Source organism: Actinoallomurus acaciae (genome assembly GCF_042429965.1).
GTDB classification, from domain to species: domain Bacteria; phylum Actinomycetota; class Actinomycetes; order Streptosporangiales; family Streptosporangiaceae; genus Actinoallomurus; species Actinoallomurus acaciae.
On sequence record NZ_JBHLZP010001187.1, the window covers coordinates 1 to 851 of the forward strand.

The 851-nt window shown below is 75.8% G+C and carries 1 protein-coding gene; it reads left to right on the forward strand.

Translation table 11 applies throughout. From position 1 onward, the window contains the following. A partial coding sequence (locus ACFFNX_RS51525) for a Kae1-like domain-containing protein (RefSeq protein WP_378213831.1) occupies positions 1 to 851 on the forward strand: 851 nt, incomplete at both ends.

Here is an 851-nt window from a genome sequence, read left to right on the forward strand (position 1 = left end):
GAGCGCGCGGCGCCCGATCGTGCTCCTGCGCCGGCGGGCGGGCGCCCCGCTGGCCGGGTCGGTCGCGCCGGGCAACCGGTCCATCGGCGTCATGCTGCCCTACACGCCCCTGCACCACCTGCTCGCCGGCGAGCCGCTCGTGCTGACCAGCGGGAACATCTCCGACGAGCCGATCGCCCACCGCGACGAGGACGCCTTCGCGCGGCTCGGCGCGATCGCCGGCGCCTTCCTGACCCACGACCGGCCGATCCACGTGCGCACCGACGACTCGGTGACGCGGGTCTTTCGCGACCGGGAGCTACCCGTACGGCGCTCCCGCGGGTACGCGCCCGCCCCGGTGCCCCTGCCGCCCGGCGGCCCCGCCGTGCTCGCCTGCGGCGCGCAGGTGAAGAACACCTTCTGCCTGGCCCGCGACGGCCGCGCGTTCGTCTCCCACCACATCGGCGACCTGGAGAACTACGAGACCCTGCGCGCGTACGAGGAGGGCGTCGCGCACTTCCGCCGGCTCTTCGCGATCACGCCGTCGGTCGTGGCGCACGACCTGCACCCGGAGTACCTGTCCACGAAGTACGCGCTCGAACGCGGCCTGCCGCTGGTCGGCGTGCAGCACCACCACGCGCACATCGCCGCGTGCCTGGCGGACAACGGGTCGGCCGGCCCGGTGATCGGCGTGGCGTTCGACGGCACCGGGTACGGCACGGACGGCACGCTGTGGGGCGGGGAGTTCCTCGTCGCCGACCTCACCGGGTTCGAGCGGGCCGGGCACCTGCTGCCGGTGCCGCTGCCGGGTGGCGCGGCGGCGATCCGCGAGCCGTGGCGGATGGCGGCCGCGTACGGCGTGCCCGCCGGGC